General features: G+C 68.3%; 14 protein-coding genes. 11 read left to right on the top strand and 3 right to left on the bottom strand.

The genetic code is table 11. The annotated features are described in order from the left end of the window. Positions 1–15: 15 nt before the first annotated feature. The gene (locus tag STSP_RS14800; RefSeq protein WP_067277255.1) at positions 16–1,800 is read right to left on the bottom strand and encodes an Ig domain-containing protein; all 1,785 of its coding nucleotides are present in this window, start codon (positions 1,798–1,800) and stop codon (positions 16–18) included. A gap of 196 nt (positions 1,801–1,996) precedes the next feature. Between STSP_RS14800 and STSP_RS14795 the strand changes: the two genes are divergently transcribed. From STSP_RS14795 to STSP_RS14755, 9 genes are all read left to right on the top strand, one after another. Continuing rightward, on the top strand, positions 1,997–3,202 hold the full coding sequence (locus STSP_RS14795; protein ID WP_067277253.1) for an ROK family transcriptional regulator: 1,206 nt from the start codon (positions 1,997–1,999) through the stop codon (positions 3,200–3,202). A gap of 373 nt (positions 3,203–3,575) precedes the next feature. Then, complete coding sequence (locus tag STSP_RS14790; RefSeq protein WP_198547342.1) at positions 3,576–4,589, top strand: hydroxyacid dehydrogenase; 1,014 nt, start codon at positions 3,576–3,578, stop codon at positions 4,587–4,589. Between the two features lie 120 nt (positions 4,590–4,709). Continuing rightward, positions 4,710–5,795, top strand: a complete 1,086-nt coding sequence (locus STSP_RS14785; protein WP_067277251.1) for a LacI family DNA-binding transcriptional regulator — start codon at positions 4,710–4,712, stop codon at positions 5,793–5,795. Positions 5,796–6,180: 385 nt separating this feature from the next. After that, positions 6,181–7,518 carry an ABC transporter substrate-binding protein gene (locus STSP_RS14780; RefSeq protein WP_067277248.1) on the top strand — a complete coding sequence of 446 codons (1,338 nt, stop codon included), beginning with the start codon at positions 6,181–6,183 and terminating at the stop codon, positions 7,516–7,518. 10 nt (positions 7,519–7,528) lie between these two features. Continuing rightward, positions 7,529–8,413 (top strand): carbohydrate ABC transporter permease, encoded by an 885-nt coding sequence (locus STSP_RS14775; protein WP_067277246.1) that lies wholly within the window; start codon positions 7,529–7,531, stop codon positions 8,411–8,413. Further along, positions 8,413–9,351, top strand: coding sequence for a carbohydrate ABC transporter permease (locus STSP_RS14770; RefSeq protein WP_232789639.1), 939 nt, complete (start codon positions 8,413–8,415; stop codon positions 9,349–9,351). The genes STSP_RS14775 and STSP_RS14770 overlap by 1 nt, the downstream gene beginning before the upstream one ends. A gap of 237 nt (positions 9,352–9,588) precedes the next feature. Further along, the gene (locus tag STSP_RS14765) at positions 9,589–10,647 is read left to right on the top strand and encodes a LacI family DNA-binding transcriptional regulator (RefSeq protein WP_067277243.1); all 1,059 of its coding nucleotides are present in this window, start codon (positions 9,589–9,591) and stop codon (positions 10,645–10,647) included. 146 nt (positions 10,648–10,793) lie between these two features. Continuing rightward, positions 10,794–12,407 carry a glycoside hydrolase family 43 protein gene (locus tag STSP_RS14760; RefSeq protein WP_067277241.1) on the top strand — a complete coding sequence of 538 codons (1,614 nt, stop codon included), beginning with the start codon at positions 10,794–10,796 and terminating at the stop codon, positions 12,405–12,407. Positions 12,408–12,448: 41 nt separating this feature from the next. Further along, the gene (locus STSP_RS14755; protein ID WP_067277239.1) at positions 12,449–13,420 is read left to right on the top strand and encodes a glycoside hydrolase family protein; all 972 of its coding nucleotides are present in this window, start codon (positions 12,449–12,451) and stop codon (positions 13,418–13,420) included. Positions 13,421–13,445: 25 nt separating this feature from the next. Here STSP_RS14755 and STSP_RS14750 read toward each other — a convergent pair whose 3' ends face one another. Continuing rightward, complete coding sequence (locus STSP_RS14750; RefSeq protein WP_067277236.1) at positions 13,446–14,486, bottom strand: NAD(P)-dependent alcohol dehydrogenase; 1,041 nt, start codon at positions 14,484–14,486, stop codon at positions 13,446–13,448. A gap of 22 nt (positions 14,487–14,508) precedes the next feature. Beyond that, a complete protein-coding gene (locus tag STSP_RS14745) occupies positions 14,509–15,273 on the bottom strand; it encodes a TetR/AcrR family transcriptional regulator (protein WP_078067174.1) in 765 nt (254 codons plus the stop codon). Between the two features lie 135 nt (positions 15,274–15,408). Here STSP_RS14745 and STSP_RS14740 point away from each other — a divergent pair, with 135 nt between their 5' ends. After that, positions 15,409–16,197: an SDR family oxidoreductase gene (locus STSP_RS14740; RefSeq protein WP_067277232.1), complete on the top strand. Its 789-nt coding sequence runs from the start codon at positions 15,409–15,411 to the stop codon at positions 16,195–16,197. Between the two features lie 552 nt (positions 16,198–16,749). Further along, positions 16,750–19,299: a Pls/PosA family non-ribosomal peptide synthetase gene (locus STSP_RS14735; protein ID WP_067277230.1), complete on the top strand. Its 2,550-nt coding sequence runs from the start codon at positions 16,750–16,752 to the stop codon at positions 19,297–19,299. Positions 19,300–19,394 lie beyond the last annotated feature (95 nt).

The following is a 19,394-nucleotide window of genomic DNA, read 5'->3' as shown; positions in this document are numbered from 1 at the left end:
AGAGGTGGTGCCGCTTCACGCGTGCTGCACGGTGAGCGTGAGGGTCTGCGTCGCGGTGCCCACGCTGTTGGTGGCCGAGACGGTGACGGTGAAGGTGCCGACGTTGTCCTCGGCGGTCCCGGAGATCAGACCGGTGGCGGTGTCGATGTCCAGCCCCTTCGGCAGCCCGTCGGCGTTGAACGACGTCGGCAGCTCGGTTGCCGTGATCAGGTAGTTGAAGACCTGGTTCTTGGTGGCCGTAGCCTGGTCCGGGCTGCTGATCTGCGGCGCGTTGGTGGACGTGGCCTCGGTGGAGTTCAGGAACCGCGTGTTCAGCACGTGCTCGTTGGCGTAGCCCGGCATCATGTCGGTGAACTTGTACCAGCCGGGCTTCCTCATCCCGTTGCCGATGAACTTGCCGTTGATGACCAGGTTCTGGAAGGTGACGTTCTTGATGGCGTGGTCCGCGTCGTAGCCGACGAAGGTGGAGGGATTGGCGCGCGTCCCGGTGTACGTCAGGTTCCGTATGAACACCCCGTCGATGCCCCGCCCCACCGAGGTGTTGTACGTCTTGTTGTACATGACCCGCATGTTGAGCAACTGGCCCCAGCGGAAGTCCTCCACGCGGATGTCCTGCGCGCGGACGTTCTTCACCAGGTTGCTGTCGCCGGGGTTCAGCGCGATGCAGCCCTGGTAGTCCATCTGCGGTTCGCGGTGGTCGAGGATGTCGATGTTGCTGAAGACGAGGTTCTCGATGGTCTCCGGGTTCTCGGTGTTGCCGTGCGTGCCGACGTTGACCGGGTGCGCGACGTCCGCCCAGAGGGTGGAGTTGCGGACGGTGACGTTGCGGACGTCACCGTAGTAGTCCCAGCGGTGGGCGTAGATCGCGATGCAGTCGTCGGAGTTGCGCATCCACACGCCCTCGATGAGGACGTCCTCGCTGCAGAAGATGTCGATGCCGTCGCCCCACTGGCCGTGGCTGTAGGAGTGCAGGTTGCGGATGGTGACCTGCTTCGACTGGCCGACGGTGCAGGCGTAGCCGCTGCTCGGGTTGAGCACCATGACGCCGTCGATCTCGATGTTCTTGGAGTACTGGAGCAGGACACCGCTCGGCGAGTTGTACAGCACACCGCGGCCGCGCAGCCGGGCGTTCTCGACGTTGACGAACTCCACCCGGGACGTCAGCACCGCGCCGCCGGCCAGGTACACCGTCTTGCCGCTGGGCACCTTGACCACGTTGTCGGTGGTCCTGTGCAGGCCGGGCCCGAAGTAGATGACGTCCGGGTCGTCGGGGTCGGGCGCGTTCGACTCGATCGGGTTGGCGTGCAGCTGCAGGTTGTTGAAGATCTCGCCGTCGATCTCGATGGAGAGGTTGCGCGGCTCGGTGAGGGTGAAGCTCACCGTGGCGCCATCCACCGTGAACTGGGTGTCGTACGACAGCGGGCGGATCCGCGCGGAGCCGATGGCGCCCTTGGACGAGGTGACGGCGACCTCCACGGTGCCGTCGAAGTCGAACGTGGCGACGGACGAGTTGAAGACAGGACCGCTGCCCGTGTTGGCGTCGATCTGCTTTGCCCTGGCGCGGTAGACCTGCACCGTCTGCCATTCGCCGCCCGGCGTGCGGGCCTTGACGGAGAAGCTCGAGTTGGTCGGGACCCCGCTCGGGATGGGATAGACCACCAGCTTGTCGGCCGATGCGGGCGTGTCGTCGGCTCTCGCGGTGCCGGCCGCGGCGCCGATCAGGGAGTACGCGGCGGCGGTGGCACCCGCGGCCTGGATCAGGGTGCGCCGGGTCAGTCCAGTGCCCTGGGTGTCGTTCATCGAGGACTTCCTTCACACAACGGGAGATGAGAGACGCGGTGGTTACGTGGAGCCGGCGGGCGATCACCGGCCGCGGAGCCGCGGCCGATCCGTCAGGCAACCGGTTGCCGTGCGATCGGGCAGAGCTTCTTCCTTGTCCGGAATCTGCGTCAAGAGCCTTGACGCACTTTCGAAAAGACTGGGTAACCTCTTTGCCATGTACGGAAAGCCCGGAGGTTCACTACGGAGCCTGCGGCGATCGAACGAAGAGCAGGTCATCGCCCTACTGATCGCCCGAGGCCCGTTGCACCGGGCCGAGCTGGCGCGACAGGCGGGCGTCTCCCGGACCACCGTGTCGACGATCGTCAGCGAGCTGCTGGCACGTGGCCTGATCGTCGAGTCCGACGAGCCTGACGGCGATCTCGACGGGCGAGCCGGAAACCGGTTGTTGGTAAACCCGCGAGCGGCCGTCGTGGCCGGGATGAACCACACCTTCGACGGCGTCTGGGTGCACCTCAGCGACCTGGGCGCACGGGAGATCGCCAGCTCCGGGGCGCCCCTCGACCCGGGCACGGGACCGGCCGAGCGCATCGAGGCCGGGGTGTCGATCCTCCAGCGGCTCCTGGCCACGGCAGGCGTGAAGAGGCAGCAGGTCATCGGAGTCGGCGTGGGTGTACCAGGCCCCATTCACCGGGGGACCGGAATCGTCGGAGTGTCCCTGCCGGGCCAGCCCTGGTCCCATGTGCACGCCGCCGAGGCGTTGCAGCGGGCACTCGGCCTGCCGGTCGTCGTGGAGAACAACACCCGTCTTGAAGGGGTGGCCGAAGCCCGTTGGGGCGCCGGTCGCGGCGTGGCGAACCTCTTCTACTTCGGTCTGTCCAGCGGCATCGGCTCCGGCCTGATCCTCGACGGACGGCTGTACCGCGGAGCGGTCGGCGCCGCGGGCGAGCTGGGCCATGTGTCGGTGAACGTCGACGGGCCGGCCTGTCCGTGCGGCAACCGGGGCTGCCTGGTGCTGCGGGCCGGCCTCCCGGCCGTGCTGACCGCGCTACGACCGGCGTTCGGCCAGGACACAGGCCTGGACGAGATCCTGGCCCGCACCGCGGCCGGGGAGCGCGCGGGCGAGGAGGTGTTCGCCGACGTGGGCACCGTGGTCGGCCAGGTCCTCGCCAACCTGTGCAATCTCCTCAACCCCGAGCGCATCGTGGTGGGCGGCGAACTGTCCCGGGCCGGTGAGGTACTCCTTGCCCCGATGCGGGACGCGGTACGCCGGCACGCCCTGTCCCTCGCCCGTGACGTGGACCTCGTACCCGCCGAGCTGGGGCTCGGCGCACGCGTCGGCGCACTCGGCGGCGCAGCCCTGGTCCTGAGCGAGACACCTGACCTGGCGGCCGCGCTGAACCGCATGCACGCGACCGTTTGAACCACTCCCCCGTCATGACGCCCAGGTCGGCGAGCCGGTCGCCGCCAGGCTGACGGCAACCGGACTGACGGCAACCGGTCCGACGGCAACCGGGCAGCGCCCTGAGCACGGCCGCTGCCAGCGTCGCGGAATGCCGGGTAACCGATTACGAGCAAGCGCCAATCCCAGCCCCACCAGCGGCAGGCGTCGGGACCGCCCAAGTTCCGGCAAGACGTCCCAGCCTGCGGCTCCACCCGCCACGACGTGGGCATTCGCCGCCGGCCCGTCGACACAACGCTCGTACCCGGCAGTCGTCCTGCTCATTGACCGGCACTTCGCAGGAGATCTACGGTAGAAGACGCTTTCTAAAACGTTTCCGAGTCTCAGGAGAGTCATGCCCAGCGTCCAGCCGCCGAGGGCCGTGTTCGCCATGGATCCGGTGCACCTCCCGCTGCTCTTCCCCCCGCCGCTCATGGCACGGCTCCAGGAGCTTGCCGAGCTGGACACCGACGTCGTCGTGCAGGACTTCACCGAACCGTCTGCCGCCGCGGCACTGGCCGGGGCGGAGGTGCTGATCACCGGCTGGGGCTGCCCCCACCTCGACGAGGAAGTCCTCGCCGCGGCACCGCAGCTGCACACCGTCCTGCACGCCGCCGGCTCCGTGCGCTCGCTGGTCGGCGAGGCCCTGTGGGCGGACGGAGTGACGATCTGCAGCGCGGTGAAGGGCAACGCGCTGCCGGTCGCGGAGTACACGCTCGCGATGATCCTGCTCGCCGGAAAGGACGCCTTCGCCCACCGCGAGCGCTACCGGGGGACCCACGCCTACCCCTCCCCCGCAGAGACCGCGCACACGGGCAACCTCGGCCGTCGCGTGGGAGTCATCGGCGCCTCACGTGTCGGCCGCCGGCTCCTGCAGCTGCTGCAGCCGCTCGATCTCACGGTCGCCTTGTACGACCCCTACGTGGACGCCGGCGAAGCAGCCGCCCTGGGCGCCGAACTCCTGTCCCTCGAGGAGCTGTTGCGCAGCAGCGACATCATCAGCCTGCACGCCCCCGACATCCCCGAGACCTACCGCATGCTGGACCACGACAGGCTCGCCCTCATCAGGGACGGCGGCGTGCTGATCAACACCTCCCGCGGCGCCCTGGTCGATCCGGTCGCGCTCACCGACGAGCTGGTGTCCGGCCGTCTCAGCGCGGTGCTGGACGTCACCGAACCCGAGCCGCTGCCCACCGCATCGCCGCTGTACGCGCTCCCCAACGTCTTCCTCACACCGCACATCGCGGGCTCGCTCGGCAACGAGCTGGAACGCCTCGGGCGCATCGTCGTCGAGGAACTGGAACGCCTCGTCGCGGGCCTGCCACCGGCCCACGAGGTGCGGCATGCGGATCTGGCTCATGTCGCCTGAACTCCGCGCCGGCACCCCGCTCTGTCCTGGTGAAACGATGGGATACGGTTTCAGCACCGGCGGGGGGCGGGATCCCGGCCCGTCCGGTGCGGGAGTCGCTACGGTGAAGGAGCCGCAACGGTGAGTGAGCGCAAGGCGTCGGGCGACCCCGGACGAGCGACCATCCGGGACGTGGCGGAGCGGGCCGGTGTCTCGGTCGCCAGCGTGTCACGCGTCCTGTCCGGCAACTATCCGGTGTCGGACGAACTGCGCCGCCGCGTGATGAAAGTGGTCCGGGACCTGGACTACGTCACCAACGCCCACGCCCGTTCCCTCGCGGGCGGCGGCACGCCGACGGTGGCCATCCTCATCAACAACATCACCGGCGCCGCCTTCACGCACGTGGCCAAGGGCGTCGAGGGTGCCGCCTCGTTGCGCGGCTGGCTCTCCCTGGTCGGCACGACCGGGGACGACCCTGAACGCGAACTCGCGCTGGTGAACCTCATGCGCCAGCAGGGCGTCGCAGCGGTGATCCTGCTCGGCGGCGCGTACGACTACGACGAGTACCAGATGCGCATGGCCCGGTTCGCCCGCTCCCTGGACTCGGCCGGCTCCCATCTCGTGCTGGTGGGCAGGCCTCCGCTCGAGGGCGACGTACCGGCGACGACGGTCGACTACGACAACGAGGGCGGCGCCTACGCGATGGCCAGCCATCTGCTGTCCGCCGGCCACCGCCGGGTCCTCGTACTGCCGGGCCACTCCGAACTCACCACGGCCCAGGGCCGGTTGAGGGGCGCACAGCGGGCCTTCGAGGCGTACGGCGTGCCCTTCGATCCGGACATGGTGCTGCATGGCCCCTACGACTACGAGCACGGATACGACGCCGTCGAGGAGAGCCTGCGCCGCAAGCTCGACTTCACGGCGGTGCTCGCGGGAACCGACGTGGTCGCCGCGGGCGCCATGCAGGCCCTGCGCGCGGCGGGGCTCAGGGTGCCCGAGGACGTGTCGATCGTCGGCTACGACGACATCCCGCTGGCATCCCAGCTCACTCCCCAACTGACCACCGTTCACGTGCCGTACGAGGAGATGGGCCGCGTAGCGCTGCGCGCGGTCGCCGACCGGCGCGAGAGGGGCGCCGGCCGCCGCAAGGGCGGCGACGGCGACCACCTGGTGCTGGGCACGCATGTCGTCGTGCGGAACTCCGTCCAGCCGCCCCCACTGCCTTAAGGGGCCTGGGATGTGCCCTCATCCCGGCAGCCGTAGCCCCTGACGACTTTTGTTACGTAAGCGGTTTCGACGACGTCCTGAAGCGCCGTACGGCGTCCGCGGACACCATGGATGACACCCGGCACGCCCGTGACCTGCACGATCGTCTCGGCTTGCCGATCAGACAGGGCTACCGCGGCGCGCAATGTGGCGGACAACCCGGCGTAACAATTTGCCGTACGCCTCTTGCGTGAAACGGAGCACGCCACCTACGTTTCACAGCAACCGTTTTCTACATGTTCCGCAGGGGACCCCGAGACGCGAGCCGACGGTTGCCTCGCTCGCCGTCGCCCCACCGAGCCGCCCCTCTTCCGCGATCGTCTACGTCTCTAAGGATGACCGTACGATGAACTCCACCAGCCCCCGGAGAAGGTTCGCCCACGTCGCAGTCGCGGGTCTCGCGCTGACAGGTCTGCTCTCCGCCTGTGGCGGATCCGGAGACTCCGACTCCGAGTCCAAGTCCGCCGGTCCGGTCACCCTCGACTTCTGGGGCTGGGCCAACGGCCAGAAGGCCGTCGTCGAGGCGTTCAACGCCAGCCACAAGGACGTACAGCTCAAGTACACCAAGGTCACCGACCAGCTCACCATGCAGAAGCAGCTGACGAACGCCGTCAAGGCCGGCAATGCGCCCTGCCTGCTGCAGAACACCGGTGAGTACGTCACGAGTTGGGTCTCGCAGGGCGCCCTGGCCGACATCACCCAGTACGTCGAGTCCAGCAAGGACAAGTTCAACCCCGGAGCGTGGGCCGTCGGCCAGGTCCAGGGCAAGGTCTACGGCGTCCCCACCGCATCGGCGCCCGCCTTCACCATCTACCGCACCGACATCTTCAAGAAGTACGACCTGGAGCCGCCCAAGACCTGGGACGACTTCATCGCCGCGGGCAAGGTGCTGAAGAAGCACGACATCAAGATCACCAACTACGCCGGTGAGGACCCGAGCACCCTGGAGGTGCTCGCCATGCAGGCCGGCGCACACTGGTACTCCGTCGACGGCGACTCCTGGGTGGTCAACTTCCAGGACGAGGGCAGCCTCAAGGCGGCGAAGGTGATCCAGGACATCATCGACAACGACCTGAACTCCAAGCTCTCCTTCGCGGACTACGCGGCCGTGCAGCGCAACTACGACAACGGCGGCACCGCGACCCGGCAGATCTCCACCTGGCAGATGTCCGGCATGGTGCAGAACTTCACCAAGTCCTTCGGCGACTGGGCGCTCTCCCCCTGGCCGACCTACAAGGGCGAGGCTCCCAAGACCCCGGCCGGGACCAACCAGAGCGGCAACCTGACTCTGGTGAGCGAGCAGTGCAAGTACAAGGAGCAGGCCGCCGAGGCGGCGCTGTGGATGTCCACCGACACCGGTGCGGTCAAGACCATGGCGAGCCCGGAGACCGGCAGCGGTGTGATGCCGGCGCTGTCCGACAGCGAGTCGTACGTCTCCGAGGCGATCTCCGAGAAGCTGCTCGGCAAGAACTACGAGCCCGCCAAGAAGATCGTGACGGACAGCCTGGGCACCGTCACCACCGACTGGACCTTCGGCCCGAACTGGACCGCGATGTTCACGGAGATGCAGGACGAGTGGGCCAAGGTCGTCAGCAAGGAGCAGAAGGTCACCGACCTCCTGGCGCACATGCAGGAGTGGACGGTCAACGACCTGAAGCAGCGCGGCATCAGCGTCAAGGGCTGAGGCACACCCGATGATTCGCTCCCAGCGCTGGAAGGGTGCGGCGTTCACGGTGCCCTTCCAGCTCGGCTTCGTCTTCCTCTACCTGCTCCCGATCGGCTACGCGGTCTACCAGTCGCTGTACCTGGAAAAGCAGTCCGGGCTGGGGCTCGGCGGCGCGACCACGGAGTTCGTCGGGCTCGAGAACTACCGGAACGGCCTGACCGACTCGGCGTTCATGACCTCCATCCTGCGGGTGGTGCTGTTCGCCTGCGTCCAGATCCCGTTCATGCTGCTCATCAGCCTGGTCCTTGCGCTCTTCCTGGACGCGGTCACCTCGAAGGTGGCCGGCCGGTACCGGATCATGCTGCTGGTCCCGTACATGATCCCCGGCGTGGTCGCGGCCATCGTGTGGATCAACCTGTACAGCCCCGAGGTGGGCCCCCTGACGCCGCTCGGCGAGCTGTTCGGGTTCGACTGGAACTTCTTCGCGCCCTCGATGGTGTGGCCGGCCATCGGCAACCTGCTGACCTGGCACGGCATCGGCTACAACATGGTGATCATCTACTCGGCGCTCCAGGGCGTGCCCCGTGAGCTCTTCGAGGCCGCGCGTCTGGACGGCGCCTCGGAGCTGCGGATCGCGCTGAGCATCAAGGTCCCCTTCGTGCGCGGCGCGCTCGTCCTGACCGCTCTGCTGTCGATCATCCAGATGCTGCAGATCTTCAACGAGCCCGCACTGTTCCGGAACGTGACCCCGCAGACGGTCAGCGACAGCTTCACCCCGATCATGATCATCTACAACCAGGCGTTCAACGCCGCCAACTACCACTACGCCGCTGCCCTGTCGGTGCTGCTCGCCGTGATCCTCGGTGTCGCGTCCTTCCTCTTCTACCGGCTGACCTCGAGGGAGGCGGACTGATGGCGCTGACAGACAACCGTAAGGAAAACGGCACGGAGACAGCCGCCGTGCCACCCCGCGGGCGCACCGTGCGGCGGCGTACCCGTCCGGACCCGGCCGCGCGTTCAAGGGGCGGCCAGCGCTTCGTTCTTCTCGGCCTGGTCCTGGCCAGCGTCTACAGCCTGTTCCCGGTGTACTGGCTGATCATCGCCGCGACCAAGGACCGCGTCGGGCTGTACCAGAGCAACGGGCTGTGGTTCTCCGACTTCCACCTGTGGGACAACCTGCAGCAGGTGTTCACGTACGAGGACGGCATCTTCCTGCGCTGGACCGCCAACTCGTTCCTGTACGCGGGGGTCGGCTCCCTCGGCGGCACCCTCATCGCCCTCGCCACGGGCTACGGGCTGGCCCGCTTCGACTTCCCCGGGCGGGGCGTGGTGTTCGCGGCCGTGGTGGGCTCCTTCCTCATCCCGATCGCGCTGCTCACCCTGCCGCTGTATCTGATGTTCTCGGCGATTGGCCTGGTCGACACCCCCTGGGCGATGCTGATCCCCTGCCTGATCAACCCGTTCAGCGTGTATCTGGCCAAGGTCTACACCGAGGCCACGATCCCCTTCGAGCTTCTGGAGGCCGCCCGCATCGACGGCGCCGGTGAGCTGCGGATCTTCGTCAGCATCGTGCTCCGGATGATGACCACGGGCGGCGCCACGGTGTTCCTGCTCGCCTTCGTGAACACCTGGAACGCGTTCTTCCTCCCGCTGACCGTGCTGCGCGGCGAGGAGAACTGGACGCTCAACCTGGGCCTGTACAACTGGACGGGCAAGCGTCTGGAGTCGGGCGTGGACCTGACCAGCCTGGTCCTGACCGGTGCACTGCTGTCCATCGTGCCGATGGCCGTCATGATGGTCGCCATGCGCCGCTACTGGCGGACCGGCGTCACGCTGGGAGCCCTCAAGTGACCCTGGACCGCAACCCGTTTCATGGCCGGCCCTGCCGGGCCGTAGGCGAAGCCTTGGTTGTTCGAGGTTTCGAAGCCTCGGTACGGGCGCAACCCTGTGAATTCCCTCTTCTTCACGCGGAGTTGAGGCGGGTTTAGTGTAGGTAGCGGTTGCTACGCGGCGCGTGTGTCCGCCGCGCGAGCGACGCGTTCGACGATTCGCCGGCCCTCGGGACGGGGCCTGGGAGGTGGAACCGCGATGGTGCGTGGCGGGAGCACGACGACCGGGCCGACGTTGGCGGTCGTGGCCCGCGAGGCCGGGGTGTCGGTGCCGACCGCGTCCAAGGTCGTCAACGGCCGGGAGGACGTGGCGCCCGAGACGCGTCGCCGGGTCACCGAGGCGCTCGACCGGCTCGGCTATGTGCGCAGACCCCGGCTGGACACGACGAAGTCACCCGGCATGGTCGACCTCGTCGTGCACTCGCTGGAGAGCTCCTGGTCCGCCGCGGTACTGCACGGCGTGGCGGAGGCGGCGCGCGACGCGAGCCTGGAGGTGGTGGTCTCGGCGGACCTGACCCGCACCTGGGGCAGGCGGCCGGAGCGCGGCTGGCTGGACAGGATCACCGCCCGCGGCTCGTCCGGGGTGCTCTTCAACCTCGCCGAGCTGCCCCCGTCCCAGCATGCGTGGCTCGAGCAGCACCGCATCCCGTTCGTGATGATCGAGCCGGTCCTCGAGCCGCCTCCCGGTGTGGTGTCGGTGGGCGCGGCCAACCGGGACGGCGGCGTCATGGCCACCGAACACCTCCTCTCCCTCGGGCATGAGCGCATCGCCGTCATCGGCGGCTACCAGCGCAAACTGTGCAGCAGCGCGCGTGTCGCCGGCTACCGCTCCGCGCTCGCGGCGGCGGGCGTGTGCCACCGTCCCGAGTACGTCCGCTACGGCGACTTCGACGAGGTCGTCGCCCGGCACCGGATGCTCGAGCTCCTCGACCTGCCCGAACCGCCGACCGCCGTCTTCGTCTGCTCGGACAAGATGGCTCTCGGTGTGTACGAGGCGCTGGCCCTGCGCGGTCTGCGGGTTCCGGACGACATCAGCGTGGTCGGCTTCGACGACCTCCCCGAGGCGCGCTGGGCGACGCCGGCCCTCACCACGGTGCGCCAGCCGTTCTCGGAGATGGCCGCCACGGCGGTACGCCTCCTGGTGCGGCTGATGGCGGGCGAGCACCCGGAGAGCCCGCGCACGGAGCTGCCGACGCGGCTGGTGCGGCGCGCGAGCACGGCTCCGCCTCGCACGGGGTCCGAGCCGCGTCGCGGCTGATGCGGGCGTCTCACTCCACGCTGGCCGCAGTGCCATGACTCCAGGGTGCAGGGCGGGCGTTGACTCTGCAGCAACCGGTTTCTAGATTGAGCCCGTGTCACGGCTGCCCGACGATTCGGCGACCGGGGCCCGGCGAAAGGACGCGTATGTCTTCGGGGCAGATTCACCACTCGCCTTCGAGGCAGATTCACAACCCGGTGCTGCCCGGATTCCATCCGGACCCGAGCATCCTGCGGGTCGGCGCGGAGTACTTCCTGGCCACGTCGACCTTCGAGTGGTACCCGGGGGTGCCCGTGCACCGCTCGACCGACCTCGTGAACTGGGAGCCGATCGGTCACGTCCTGGACCGCCCGGATCTGCTCGACCTGCGCGGAGTCGCCGACTCGGCCGGGGTGTGGGCGCCCTCGCTGTCGTACCACGACGGCCGTTTCTGGCTCGTCTACACGATCGTGCGGACCGTCGGCAGCCCGTACAAGGACGTCGACAACTACCTGATCACCGCGCCCTCCATCGAGGGCCCCTGGTCCGAGCCGGTCTTCCTGAACTCCTCCGGATTCGACCCGTCCCTCTTCCACGACGAGGACGGCCGGACCTGGCTGCTGAACATGCACTGGGACCACCGTGACGGGCACCCGTCCTTCGCGGGGATCCTGCTCCAAGAGTACGACTCCCACAAGAAGGCCCTGATCGGGCAGCCGCGCACGATCCTCACCCACGACGAACTCATCGAGGGTCCCAACATCTACCGCCGCGACGGCTGGTATTACCTGATGCTCGCCGAGGGCGGCACCGGCTGGAACCACGGCATCCTGATGGCGCGCTCACGCGAGCTGACCGGTCCCTATGAACTCGATCCCCAGGGCTCGCTGCTCACGACCCGGGACGTTCCGGACTGGCCGCTGCAGAAGGCGGGACACGGGGAGCTGGTCGAGACACCGGACGGTGAGTGGTACCTCGTCCACCTGGCATCCCGCCCGGTGCAGACGCCCGACGGACCCCGCTGCGTCCTCGGCCGCGAGAGCTGCCTGCAGCGCGTGACCTGGACGGACGACGGGTGGTTGCGGCTCGCCCACGGCGACAACCGGCCGCAGGTGGAGGTTCCGGCGCCCACGGGGGTGGAGCCGGGACCGGTCGTCGCGCCCGCCGTGCGCGACGACTTCGACACCCCGGCTCTCGGAGTGGAGTGGAGCACTCTGCGCGTCCCCGCCGACGACTCCTGGCTGAGCCTGACGGAGCGCCCCGGGTGGCTGCGGCTGCGCGGCCGGCAGAGCCTCCACTCGCGTTTCGACCAGAGCCTCGTCGCCCGGCGGCTCACCTCGGTGCACTGCGAGGCCACCACGGCCGTCGGCTTCCGCCCGTCGCACTTCTCGCAGCTCGCGGGCCTGATCTGCTGGTACGACACCACCACCCACTACTACTTGCGGATCACCCACGCGGAAGGGCGCGGACGCGTTCTCGGGATCACCGTGACCGACGACGGCCGATACCACGAGATACCCGACGCCGGCATCGATATCGACGCATGGCCGCAGGTCCATCTGCGGGCCTGCTTCGACGGTGCCGAACTGCGGTTCTCCGCCTCGCCCGATGGGTCCGTGTGGCAGCGGATCGGCCCGGTCCTGGATGCCACCAAGCTGTCCGACGACTACGGTGACCGGCTCAGGTTCACGGGCGCGTTCGTCGGCGTCTGCGCCCAGGACCTCGGCGGCACCCGCACCGAGGCGGACTTCGACTTCTTCGAGCTGCGGGACCTCCCGTGAGAACCCGAGCCACGTCGGCTCTTTCAAGGAACAGTGAGGCCATGTACCGGGACCCCGTACACGACGGAGCGACCGACCCCACGCTCATCCGGCACCGTGCGACCGGCGAGTGGTGGATGTTCTACACCGCGCGCCGCCCGGATCTGGAGTGCGACGGTGCCGAATGGGTGCACGGCACCGACATCGGCATCGCGACCAGCACGGACGGCGGCCGCAGCTGGACGTATCGCGGAACGGCCGAGGGCCTGGAGTTCGAGCCGGGCCGCAACACGTACTGGGCGCCGGAAGTCCTGTGGCACGACGGGACGTACCACATGTTCGTCTCCTACCTGAGCGGCGTACGGTCCGACTGGAGCGGCGACGCGCAGATCCTGCACTACACGTCGCAGGACTTGGCCCGGTGGGACCTCGCGTCCGTGCTCGACCTGGGCAGTGAGCGGGTGATCGACGCCGCCGTGTACGGACTGCCCGGCGGCGGCTGGCGGCTGTGGTTCAAGGACGAGCGCGACGGCAGCCGCATCCACGCCGCCGACTCGCCTGATCTGTACTCCTGGAAGCGGCGCCCCGGCCCGGCGGCGGCCGGCGACCAGCCGCAGGAGGGGCCGAGCGTGTTCCGGCTGGCGGGCTCGTACTGGATGGTGACCGACAACTGGTCGGGCCTGTCCGTGTACCGCTCCCAGGACCTCGACACGTGGTCGCGGGAGCCGTACCAGTTGCTCGCGCCCCACGGCCATCACGCCATGGCCGTCGAGCAGGGCGACGATCAGGCGCTTCTGGTCTACTTCAGCCATGTCGGCGACGAGCACGACAGACATGCCGCCGAAGAGCGCCGCTCCGTCGTCCGTGCGAAACCGCTGACCGTCCGCGACGGGCGGCTGGTCTGCGCCCCGGGCACCGCCGCCGACGCCGCCTTCGCCCAGCTGCGAGCGGAGCTCACGCCGCCACTGCGCGGCGGCGCGCGCCCGGGAGCCCAAATGCCTGAGTGGGCGCGGCGCGAGAGCGCGAATGCTTGAGTGGCTGCGGTGCGAGGGCGCGGGATCAGCCGTTGGGCAGGATCACGGCGCGGCCGTTGATCTTGCCCGCGTGCAGCCGTTCGTACGCGAGGGGTGCCTCGTCGAGGGAGAACGTCTCGGTGTGCACGGAGAGGGCGCCCGCCCGGGCCAGTTCGATGACCTCGAAGAGCTCGCCGCGGCTGCCCCAGTAGGGAGCGGTGACGGACACCTCGAAGGGCAGGTGGCCGAAGCCGACGGGAAGCCCGGCCCCGCCGATGCCGACGATGGTCACATCGGACTCGACGGCGGCGACGGCACCGGCGGTCTTCACGGTGGGCTCCACGCCGACGCAGTCGAAGACGGCCTGCGCGCCGACACCACCGGTCAGCTCGCGCACCGTCGCGGCGGCCTGCGCGTCGGACAGTACGGCTTCGTGGGCGCCGACGGTGCGGGCGAGGGCGAGCTTGTCCTCGCTGACGTCCAGGGCGATGACGCGCGCCGCGGTCATGGCGCGCAGCAGCTGGATGGCCACGTGCCCGAGTCCGCCGGTGCCGATGACGACTGCGGTCGAGCCGGGGACCAGCTTCGGCAGCGACCGCTTGATCGCGTGGTACGGGGTCAGTCCGGCATCCGTCAGCGGCACGGTGGCGACCGGGTCGAGACCGCCGATCGGCACCAGGTGCCGCGCGTCGTCGACCAGCATGTACTCGGCCGTCGAACCGGGAGCGCCGAGCCCGGGCGGGAAGAGGCCCAGCTCGCCGGCGCGCAGGCAGTAGTTCTCCTTGCCTTCGGCGCACTTGGCGCAGGTCCCGCAGCCCCACGGGCCGTACACGGCGACGGCGTCGCCCTCCGCGAGCCCGGTCACGCCCGCGCCCAGCGCGGCCACCGTGCCGACGCCCTCATGGCCGAGCGTCATCGGAAGCTCGTACGGGAAGCCCTCGGCGGGCCACTCCATCACCGCGATGTCGGAGTGGCACACGCCCGCAGCGGTGACCTTGAGCAGGACCTGTCCGGGACCCGGCTCGGGGTCGGGGACGGTGACGACCTCCGGGGCCGCGCCTATCTCCCGGTACTGCAGTGCCTTCATGATTCGACCTCTTCGTCCACGGTCAGTTCGTTGTCCGGTCCGCGGTCAGTTCGTTGTCCGCGGTCAGTTCGTTGTCCGCGGTCGGTTGGTTGTCCGCGGTCGGTTGGTTGTCTGCGGTCACTTCGCGATCGGTCGCTCCGGCCGCCTGTGTGATGAGGGCGTCGTAGGCCTGGTTCACCCACGCCGGAAGGCCCCGGGCGTCCTCGTGCTCCTGGCGCGCCCAGGTACGCAGGGCCGCGGTGAGCACTCCTGCGGCCGCGCCCACCACGATGGCGGGGCGCAGGTCCTGGCCGGGATCGGCGCCGAGCCGTTCGGCGATGATCGCCACGGACTCGTCCTGGGCGTCGACCCGGATGCGCTCGTAGGCCGCGAAGAGCGCCGGCTCGGTGTCCGCGAGCCGCAGCAGCGCCTGCCACCGCGCGTAGGGCTGCCCGCCGAGCGTCTCGCGGGCGGCGAGCCACTCCGCGACGGCGTTGCGGTAGGCGACGAACGGGGGCTCTTCGGCCGGGCGGGCGCGCAGGGCGGCGTTGATGTTGTCCCCGTCCGCCCGCGTGAAGTCGAGCGCCGCGTCTTCCTTGCCCTTGAAGTGGCGGCTGAACGTGCGCCGGGTGACGTCGGCGCGTTCGGCGATCGCCTCGACGGTGACGGCCGCGAGGCCGCGCTCGAGGATCAGATCGATGGCCGCGGCGGCCATCGCCTCCCGGGTCTGCCGGGCCTTTCGCTGCCTGCGGTCCTCGACCGGAGGCGTGCCGCCTGTGGTGCGGCTGGAGGGCTTCATCGCCGTCATGCCTCGATCATACTCCCGAATGTCCCAAGGGGACATGAGTCCCCTCAGGACTCGTGTCCCGCCGGGACATCCGCGCGATAGGCTCGAGCACGAAGATCCGACCTCGGGGAAGAGACAACAGAGGAAGAGACTGCTGTGCGCAGCAACAGATTCACCAACCGGGCCGTACTGATCACAGGAGCCGCTTCGGGCCTGGGGCAGGCCACCGCGCTCCAGCTCGCCGACGAGGGCGCACGGCTGGCGCTGGTCGACGTGAACGAGAAGGGGCTCGCCGAGACCGCCGCGGCCGTCGAGAAGTCCTCCCCCGGCACCGAGGTGATCACCGTCACCGCGGACGTGTCCTCAGAGGCGGACGTCGAGCGCTACGTCGCCCAGACCCTGGCCGCCTACGGCCGCATCGACGGCTTCTTCAACAACGCTGGCATCGAGGGCAAGCAGAACCTGACCGAGGACTCCGGCTCGGACGAGTTCGACCGGGTCCTGTCGATCAATCTACGCGGTGTCTTCCTGGGCCTGAAGCACGTCCTCGCCGTCATGAAGAAGCAGGGCTCCGGCAGCGTGGTCAACACCGCCTCCGTCGGCGGCATCCGCGGCGTCGGCAACCAGTCCGGGTACGCCGCGGCCAAGCACGGCGTCGTCGGCCTCACCCGCAACTCGGGCGTCGAGTACGGCCAGTTCGGGGTGTCCGTCAAGGCGATCGCCCCGGGCGCGATCATGACGCCCATGGTGGAGGCGTCGCTTCGGCAGCTCGACCCGGAGAACCCGGAAGAGGCCGGCAAGCAGTTCGTCAGCGTCAACCCGATGAAGCGCTTCGGCAGGCCCGAGGAGGTCGCCCATCTGGTCGCGTTCCTGCTGTCGGACGACGCCCAGTTCATCAACGCGGCGGTCATACCGATCGACGGCGGGCAGTCCTACAAGTACTGAAACATCGGCGTGCGGCGCACAGGAGCAGGACACGCCATATCGAACGTAAACGCAGGGCTCATGGCGGGTATTCGAGCTACCCACCATGAGCCTTTTTGCTTTTAGTCGAGATCCGCCAGCAGCGCGGAGCCGCAAGCCTTTCTCGACGCATATAGGCCGAATCGCTATCCGCCTCCTTTCCGTGAAAGGAGCAGAAATCAGCACGGGGTGACCTGTGGCGTCCCAGCCGACGCCGCCCGCCCCGGCCCACCTCACCGTCGGAGCAGTCCCCCGCGCCACCCGCATGCAGTAATGCGATTCAAGCCCGCCCGCCCTGCACCGAGGCGGCTGCGATGCGAGGAACCCGACGCCGACGTGACCCCGTGTCGCGCCGCGCGGCCGGGTCGAGTGGCACCCCGACCGTGGGCGACGGAAACTGGATGCAATGGTCTCGTGAAGAAATTCACGACCTCGCGGCTTCCGAATTTCTTTATCCGCTCATCGCTCAGCGCGAGGACACCGAGCGTCGGTCACACCGGCCGATGGTGATCGTAATTTCCTCAAGGAGCTTGCATGGTAGAGAAGTCTGCCAGGGTCCTGACGCCCGGGCCGGATGAATCTGCGGTCGTCAAGCACGGGACGACCGGCCCGCTGTCGGACACTGAGAGGGAATTCGCCGAGGTACTGGCCGGCGTCGTGCGCGTCGATCGGGTGCCGGTCGACAGTCATTTCTTCAATGACCTCGGTGCTAATTCGTTGGTTATGGCTCAGTTTTGTGCACGGGTGCGGAAGCGGCCTGATCTGCCGTCCGTCTCGATGAAGGACATCTACCGTCACCCGACGGTCCGAAGCCTGGCAACGGCGCTGGCCGACGCCACTCCTGCCGATGTGGAGCCCGCCCCCGCCAGTTCCTCGGCCCCGGCCCCGTCGGAGGCTGTGGCACCGGCGGGCACGCTGCAGTACACCGTATGCGGAATTCTGCAGCTCCTGCTTTTCCTGGGATATTCCTTCCTCGCCGCGTTTATCGCGACCCGAGGCTACGGCTGGATATCCGACGGCTCGGATGTGACCGAGATCTACCTGCGGTCGGTAGTGGCCGGCGGCGTCGGCTTCGTCGGTCTCTGCACCTTCCCGATCGTGGCCAAATGGATCCTCATCGGCCGGTGGAGAACACGTGAGTTCCCGGTCTGGGGTCTGACCTATGTGCGCTTCTGGACCGTCAAGGTGCTGCTCCACGCCAATCCGATGGTCTTCCTCGTCGGCAATCCCCTGTATGTGCTGTACCTGCGGGCGCTCGGCGCACGGATCGGCAAGGGCGTCACGATCCTCTCCCGCACCGTTCCGGTCTGCACCGACCTGCTCACGATCGGTGCGGGCACGGTGATCCGCAAGGACTCGTTCTTTCTCTGCTACCGGGCGCATGCCGGACGCATCCAGACGGGACCGGTCACGCTCGGCCGGAACGTGTTCATCGGCGAGAAGACCGTGCTCGACATCGACACGTCGATGGGCGACGGGGCGCAGCTCGGCCACACGTCCTCATTGCACAGCGGCCAGGCGGTCCCGGACGGCCAGCGGTGGCACGGCTCCCCGGCACAGCCCACGGAGGTCGACTACGTGAGGATCCCGCCCGCCCGGTGCGGCACGCTCCGCCGGGCCGGCTTCGGCCTCGTCACCCTGCTCCAGCTGTTCCTGCTCGGCGTACCCCTGACGGTCGGCGGTGTGTACATGCTGTTGACACAGGTCCCGGCGCTGAGCGACCGGCTGGGCCCGGGTGCGGCGGGGCTCGCGTCGGCGGATCTCTATCTCGATGCGCTGGTCGTGTCCTCCGTGCTCTTCTTCGGCTTCGTCGTCCTGGGTCTGGTCGCGTTGTTCACCGTCCCGCGCCTTATGAACCTGTTCGTCAAGCCGGACAAGGTCTATCCGCTGTACGGCTTCCACTATTCGACGCACCGGGCGATCGCGCGCATCACCAACATTAAGTTCTTCAAATGGCTCTTCGGTGACAGCTCCTACATCGTCCACTATCTGCGCGGCCTCGGATACGACTTGTCCAAGGTCGAGCAGACCGGGTCCAACTTCGGCACGGAAGTGCAGCATGAGACCCCGTATCTGTCCTCGGTAGGCAGCGGCACGATGATCGCCGATGGCCTCTCCATCGTGAATGCCGACTTCTCGGGCACGTCCTTCCGGGTGTCCCGTGCGTCGATCGGCCCGCACAACTTCCTCGGGAACAACATCGCCTTTCCCTCGGGGGCGAAGACAGGCGAGAACTGCCTCCTCGCGACGAAGGTGATGATTCCGCTCGACGGGGAGGTACGCGAGGGGGTGGGGCTGCTCGGCTCACCGTGCTTCGAGATTCCGCGTTCGGTGGAGCGCGACTCCCGGTTCGACCACATGCGGACGGGCGACGAGTTGCGTCGGAACCTCGCCGCGAAGAACCGCTACAACATCCGGTCGATGGTCTTCTTCCTGCTCGTGCGGTGGTTGTACTTCTTCGTGCTCACGGTGATCGCCCTCGCGGACTTCGATTTCTACGACTCGTTCGGGCACGTACTGATCGCGGCATTCCTGGTGTTCTCCCTCGCGTTCACCCCTCTCTACTTCGTACTGGTGGAGCGCGCCATCCTGGCATTCCGCGGTCTGCGACCACAGTTGTGCTCCATCTACGACCCGTACTTCTGGTGGCACGAGCGCCTGTGGAAGGTGCCCGACGAATACCTCAACGTGTTCAACGGCACCCCCTTCAAGAACGTGATCTGGCGCCTGCTGGGAGTCCGGCTGGGCAGCCGGGTCTTCGACGACGGCTGCTATCTGACGGAGCGGATGCTCACCACCATCGGGGACGACTGCACCCTCAATGCGGGCAGCAAGATCCAGTGCCATTCGCAGGAGGACGGCACCTTCAAATCCGACCACAGCACGATCGGCGACGGCTGCACCCTCGGTGTCGGCTCCCACGTCCACTACGGCGTGACGATGGGCGACGGTGCAGTGCTCGCGGCCGACTCCTTCCTCATGAAGGGCGAGGAAGTCCCACAGCACGCACGGTGGGGTGGGAATCCGGCCGCGGAGATGCGAGACGCCTCCGGTCAGGCTGCAGCACTGATGCGGAAGGGATAGCGGATCCGTCTCGCTCGGCGGGCTCGACTGGCTGGACAGCACGCCCGGCCCGCCCGTTCTGAACGGGAGACGACGACAGCGCAGCCGCCGGATCG

The sequence above is a fragment of the Streptomyces jeddahensis genome (genome assembly GCF_001642995.1).
In the GTDB taxonomy this organism is placed as follows: domain Bacteria; phylum Actinomycetota; class Actinomycetes; order Streptomycetales; family Streptomycetaceae; genus Streptomyces; species Streptomyces jeddahensis.
This window is presented reverse-complemented; position numbering and strand designations above follow the sequence as displayed.